Source organism: Ilyobacter sp. (assembly GCF_041583315.1).
GTDB lineage: Bacteria > Fusobacteriota > Fusobacteriia > Fusobacteriales > Fusobacteriaceae > Ilyobacter.
In genome coordinates this window covers 1-5,227 of the sequence record NZ_JBFHGC010000160.1, presented here as the reverse complement: position 1 = coordinate 5,227, position 5,227 = coordinate 1, and the positions used below count along the sequence as shown (strand labels likewise).

7 protein-coding genes are annotated in these 5,227 nt (G+C 35.3%); 6 read left to right on the top strand and 1 reads right to left on the bottom strand.

Annotation, left to right across the window (positions count from 1 at the left end):
• The 6 genes from ABZA26_RS06980 to ABZA26_RS06955 all read left to right on the top strand — a co-directional run.
• Positions 1-325: hypothetical protein (locus tag ABZA26_RS06980; protein ID WP_372713803.1), on the top strand; the 325-nt coding region annotated here is incomplete at its 5' end.
• A 2-nt stretch (positions 326-327) separates the two neighbouring features.
• Positions 328-1,443, top strand: coding sequence for an efflux RND transporter periplasmic adaptor subunit (locus ABZA26_RS06975; protein WP_372713802.1), 1,116 nt, complete (start codon positions 328-330; stop codon positions 1,441-1,443).
• 9 nt (positions 1,444-1,452) lie between these two features.
• Entirely contained in the window at positions 1,453-2,175 is a 723-nt protein-coding gene (locus tag ABZA26_RS06970; RefSeq protein ID WP_372713801.1) for an ABC transporter ATP-binding protein, read from the top strand.
• Positions 2,153-3,367 (top strand): ABC transporter permease, encoded by a 1,215-nt coding sequence (locus tag ABZA26_RS06965; protein WP_372713800.1) that lies wholly within the window; start codon positions 2,153-2,155, stop codon positions 3,365-3,367. The genes ABZA26_RS06970 and ABZA26_RS06965 overlap by 23 nt, the downstream gene beginning before the upstream one ends.
• A gap of 102 nt (positions 3,368-3,469) precedes the next feature.
• Positions 3,470-3,745: a hypothetical protein gene (locus ABZA26_RS06960; protein WP_372713799.1), complete on the top strand. Its 276-nt coding sequence runs from the start codon at positions 3,470-3,472 to the stop codon at positions 3,743-3,745.
• Between the two features lie 209 nt (positions 3,746-3,954).
• Positions 3,955-4,236 (top strand): hypothetical protein, encoded by a 282-nt coding sequence (locus tag ABZA26_RS06955; protein ID WP_372713798.1) that lies wholly within the window; start codon positions 3,955-3,957, stop codon positions 4,234-4,236.
• A gap of 33 nt (positions 4,237-4,269) precedes the next feature.
• On the opposite strand, the gene ABZA26_RS06950 is transcribed toward ABZA26_RS06955, so the two are convergent.
• Positions 4,270-5,227: TaqI-like C-terminal specificity domain-containing protein (locus ABZA26_RS06950; RefSeq protein ID WP_372713797.1), on the bottom strand; the 958-nt coding region annotated here is incomplete at its 5' end.

Here is a 5,227-nt window from a genome sequence, read left to right as displayed (position 1 = left end):
GTATGATGATACGAGTAATTTATACCAGGTTGAAATTCAAGAGTTAGAACTTGAAAAAAATAAAAAAGTAGAAGAAAGTAAAAATCTCAAAAAGGATTTTGAAAACAGATATTTTTCTCTGATGAAGGAGCTCAAAAACCTGGAGCGAGAAAATATGCTTTTTAAAATGAAATATGAAATATATAAAATGAGATATGAGCAGGGAAGTGATTCATACATAAATTATGCAGAAAAATATGATGAGTATATAGAAAACTCAATAGATCTGGAAAGAAAAAGAAACGAAGTCAATGCCCTTATCTACGAAATAAAGTACAGGAGGTAACAATGAAACTCAAAAAAACAATCATCATAATAGCTATTTTTCTCTTAGGGATTACAGGTTTTATTTTTTACAAAAGGACTATCCTTTCTGAAGAGACAAAAAGAAGCTATTCTGTATATAAAGTCAAAAGGTCTGACTTTGAAAAAATAGTAGAAGCAGACGGAATTATAGAGGCAAGAGATACAAAACTTGTCTATGCAGACAGAAGTCTCAAAGTGGATAAAGTATACTACAGCGAAGGAGATTATGTAAAAATAGGCGAGACGATCATGACCTTTGATGCTGAAGATAAAAATACTGTCATCAGAAATCTAAAAAAAGAGGAGATCGCTCTGAAAAAACTCCAAAGAGATTTGGAAAACAAGAGGGAACTTTTTAAAATAGGAGGAGCTTCCAAAGTAGAAGTAGAAAATCTCCAGTTTGATATAGAAACCTCTCTTTTAAAAATAGAAGATTTCAAAGAGGAACTTTCCAAGATGCTAGACGAAATAAAAAGCCCGTTTAACGGAACTATTATTTCCATGATAGCCGAAGAAAACTACAGGGTAAATACAGAGGTAGAGCTTTTTGAAATAGCAGACCTCTCTGATATGATAATCATGGCAGAGGTGCCGGAATACAGTATAAACGAAGTCTCAGTAGGTCAGCCTGTGAGAATAGCCCCTGAAGCTTATAAGGAGCTCTTTGAAGGCAGGATAAGCAAAATCTCTACATTGTCTACGGCTACAACTTCAAACTCCTCAAATCAAAGCTCATCTTCTTCTAGCAGCACTGAGGCTTATGTCGAAGTAGAAATAACTTTAGAAAATATCCCTGCACAGCTTCGTCCGGGATTTAATGTAAAGGTAGAAATAATCTCTTATGTAGATAAAGACAGTATATCCATACCGAGAATATCTGTTCTGGAAGATAAAAAAGGATTCTATGTTTTTGAGCTTCAGTCAGATTCCACCGTAAAAAAGAAATATATAGATCTAAAGACGAATAACAGCAGCATTGTATCTGTGGAAGGCTTAGATGAGAATATTACTATTTTGAAAGATCCCGATCAAGTTCTTCTTGAAGGCACCAAAGTAAAGATCGGCGTGAATGATGCTCAAAAAAAGAAAAAAAGTTAGGGGTGTAACATGAAGTATTCTACCAGAAAAAATGTAATAGAAATCAATAACCTCGAAAAAACATATATAACAGGAGATATTTCTCTGAAAGCCCTGGATAACGTGTCATTTACCGTAAAAGAGGGGGAATTTGTGGCAATAATGGGACCGAGCGGAAGTGGTAAGTCCACCATGATGAATATCTTGGGTTGTCTGGATCAGACATCTGTGGGAGAATATAACCTGTCTGGGGTCAATATAGAGGATCTCGATGACGATCAGCTTGCTGAGATCAGAAATAAAAAAATAGGATTTGTCTTTCAGTCCTTCAATCTCCTGCCAAAATTAAAAGCTTGGGAAAATGTGGCGCTGCCACTGGTATATGCAGGTGTACATGCACACAAAAGAAAAGAAATGGCTGTGAAAGCCCTGGAAGGCGTAGGACTAGGAGACAGACTAGATCACAGGCCAAATGAACTTTCCGGTGGACAGAGACAGAGGGCTGCCCTGGCAAGAGCACTAGTGACCAACCCAAGTATCATTCTGGCAGACGAACCCACTGGTAACCTTGATTCAAAATCCGAAGAAGAGGTGCTAACTATTTTTAAAGAACTTAACCAAACTGGTGTAACTATTGTAATGGTTACCCACGAAGACAACATAGCCGCTCACTGTAAAAGAATTATCCGTTTCCGAGATGGTAAATTGATTAAAGATGAGGTGATTGACCATGAATTTTATAGAGACTTTTAAAAGTGCCCTGCAATCACTTACTGCCAACAAGATGAGGTCTCTTCTCACAATGCTTGGAATTATAATAGGAATATCTTCTGTCATTGCAATGTCAGCAATCGGTAAAGGGGGACAGAAAAAAATAACAGGTTCCCTTGCCAAAAGTGGATTTGGAGTTTATGAAATATCCGTAGACACAGAACATGACAATTACAGGAGTGCTTTCGCTCTAAACAGCAGTGACGTGTCTATCCTGGAAAATACTGAAAATTTAGAAGCTCTTTCTCCCTATGTTTTTGAAAGAGTTGATTTTAAAAACCTTAAAAATCAAGACCTCCGTGGGGCTATCTTCGGTACAACCCCAGGATACGAGATTATAGATGAACTGACTTATACCATGGGAAGAGCTATTCTCTCAAGTGAATACGAAGAAAAAGTACCGGTTATTGTGATAGACAACATCACTGCAGGTAAGGTCTTCGGAAAAGAAAACCCCCTGGGAAAAAAAATATCTGTGAACTTCAGGGAACTCAAGAAAACAGTGGCCTTTACAATTGTAGGTGTCTTCCAGCATCCTGATGCTGGGATGAACCAGCTGGGACTCAGCAGATTTATGCCGTCATTTGGTAGAATATCTCTTCCTCTTGCAGAAAGGATTTTGGGAATTGATGAATATTCCTCTATACTGGTAAAGGCTTCTAATCCGACACAATCCCAGGTCCTACTCTCCAATATCATAACAGAACTGGAGAATAAAAATGTCGCCGATATATATGAATATGAAGAGAGGGTCTCCCGGGGAAGCTCATTCAATGAAGTATTATCAACACTGAATATCTTTGTCACCTTCGTGGCCTCTATATCCCTCCTCGTAGGCGGAATAGGAGTAATGAATATAATGCTCGTAAGTGTCACAGAAAGGATAAAAGAGATAGGTATCAGAAAAGCTATAGGGGCAAAAAACCGAGACATCCTTTTTCAGTTCTTGACTGAAGCGATTGTACTCTCTCTTTCAGGTGGGGCTATAGGTATTTTTATCGGATTTGCAGCATCTGAAATTTTCGGAATAATTTCCGGAATAGAACCTATATTATCTGCAAATGTAACGATAGCATCTGTTTTTATATCCACTCTGATAGGACTTGTTTTCGGAGTTTATCCTGCCAGACAAGCAGCCCACATGAACCCGATAGATGCCCTCAGAAATGAATAATTCCATCAAAAAAAACCTTTCTAAATAAATAGAAAGGTTTTTGATTTTTTAAAGGAAAATTAATGTTCATGGAGAAACATTATAATAGAGGGGGTGTTAAAGATGGCTTTGATAGATGAGTTAAGTAAGCAACTTGAAAAATTCGGATATGAGTTATTAAAACCTGAATCTAAAAGATGTATGGTTAATAACAAAGAAATTGTTATCCGCTTCCAAAGTGACAATAAAGTCGAATTGGAACCTCATATTTTTGAAGCTGAAGATATAAAAGAACATCTCCTTAATTTTAAAGTAACAGAACATGAACCAGAGTTACTTGATATTAACACAGGGGAGACTAAGAAATCTTATTACTCGCTTATTGTTGAAAGGAATTAGTCTCAATATTTTACCGTATCAGACGAATGTTTGATTTCATGTTTAAATCGGAAGTACCATATCCGGTGTCACTTCTCATTTTTTTACTTCTTTCAAACCAGTTTTAACAATCCTTGGTATGTGATCCTGAAAAAAAAGTGTCAAAAATGAAGGAAAGTTCAGTTTATGGAGTAATATCTCTTTAAGATTAATATGATAAGGAGGGACAAATGGTTTTAAGTATTAATTTTCCAAGGGATTTCGATAGGGAGGCAAAACTTGTTTATCTTATTGAGAACAACAATCTCCTCTTAGAAGGATATGGTTGCTATAATCCTGCACTAGAAAAATGTAGAAATTGTAAATTAAGAAGTTTTGAGAAAGGTGATATTCTCGATATGGATATTAACGATATTAAGCAATCAAATGAAAAAGGGTGTCCTGAAAAATCTCCAATTTTCTTCTCATTAAAATTTGACTTAGATGATATCAAGGGTGTTAAAATATCTTAAAAATATTAAAAAAGGGTGCCTAGGCGCCCTTTTTTAATATGGATTTCTAAAATATCCGTCTATTTTATTTTGAATTTCTTCATCATATTCAACCATCTGCTTCTGGACCATTTTTTCAATATACCGGAGTTTCTCCGGATTCTCCGGATAATAAATAGGAGTTTCTTTCAAAGGGGTGGAATATAACTCAAGGTTATATCCTTTGACCTTACCGTTGTATCTAAACCAGTTATAAAAAGAACTGGAATTTAAATAGCCTAAAATATATAAAAGATTTATATTTTCAGATTTTTTAGTGAGGTAATAAATATCTGCACTTCCATAAAATTCTTTCTCTGTATATGCAAACTTATTTTCTCTGCTTCTCTGCCTTCCTACTATTTTTGGCTGATTAAAAATTTTGGTGTCCCGTGCCCACTGAAGTTCCCACCAGTTGATTTTCCCATTTTTAGCTTCTCTCCTAGAAGACAATTTTTCTCTGTATTCTTCCAGATGCTTCAGAACACTTTCACAAACTTCAGTATATTTATTCATATAAAGTATCCAAAACTCACTGGATTCTTCCACTTTATACTTATGAATATCCTTGTTTTTATAAAAGGGTTTTAAATACTGAGAAAATTTCTCCTGATACTCTTTAAATACAAATGCTTTATCACACCCGCTGACAATCCCCTGATTAATATTAATCAACTCTCCCAACACATGGGTTCTGTTGCTGTATATTTTTTTCAGGTTTTTTAAATCATCTGCTGAAGCCAGAATGATTTTTTCGATACTGTTATATATAAGAGAATTTCTCGAAACATATCTTTTCTCCTCATCTATAACCTCAAAATCATCATTTTTTTTTGATTTTTCCAGGGAAAAAACAAAATTATGCTGTCCTGGAGCATTTTTAAAAACTGAAACATTATAATTATTAATATATCTGAAATTTGTATCACTTTTTACTTTTTTTCTCAGTTTGGCAGCATGATCCGCTTTGAGC

What these genes read in the sequence shown, in the direction of transcription:
- ABZA26_RS06975 (WP_372713802.1), top strand. Translation starts at nt 328, where the DNA reads ATGAAACTCAAAAAAACAATCATCATAATAGCTATTTTTCTCTTAGGG.
- ABZA26_RS06970 (WP_372713801.1), top strand. Translation starts at nt 1,453, where the DNA reads ATGAAGTATTCTACCAGAAAAAATGTAATAGAAATCAATAACCTCGAA.
- ABZA26_RS06965 (WP_372713800.1), top strand. Translation starts at nt 2,153, where the DNA reads ATGAATTTTATAGAGACTTTTAAAAGTGCCCTGCAATCACTTACTGCC.
- ABZA26_RS06960 (WP_372713799.1), top strand. Translation starts at nt 3,470, where the DNA reads ATGGCTTTGATAGATGAGTTAAGTAAGCAACTTGAAAAATTCGGATAT.
- ABZA26_RS06955 (WP_372713798.1), top strand. Translation starts at nt 3,955, where the DNA reads ATGGTTTTAAGTATTAATTTTCCAAGGGATTTCGATAGGGAGGCAAAA.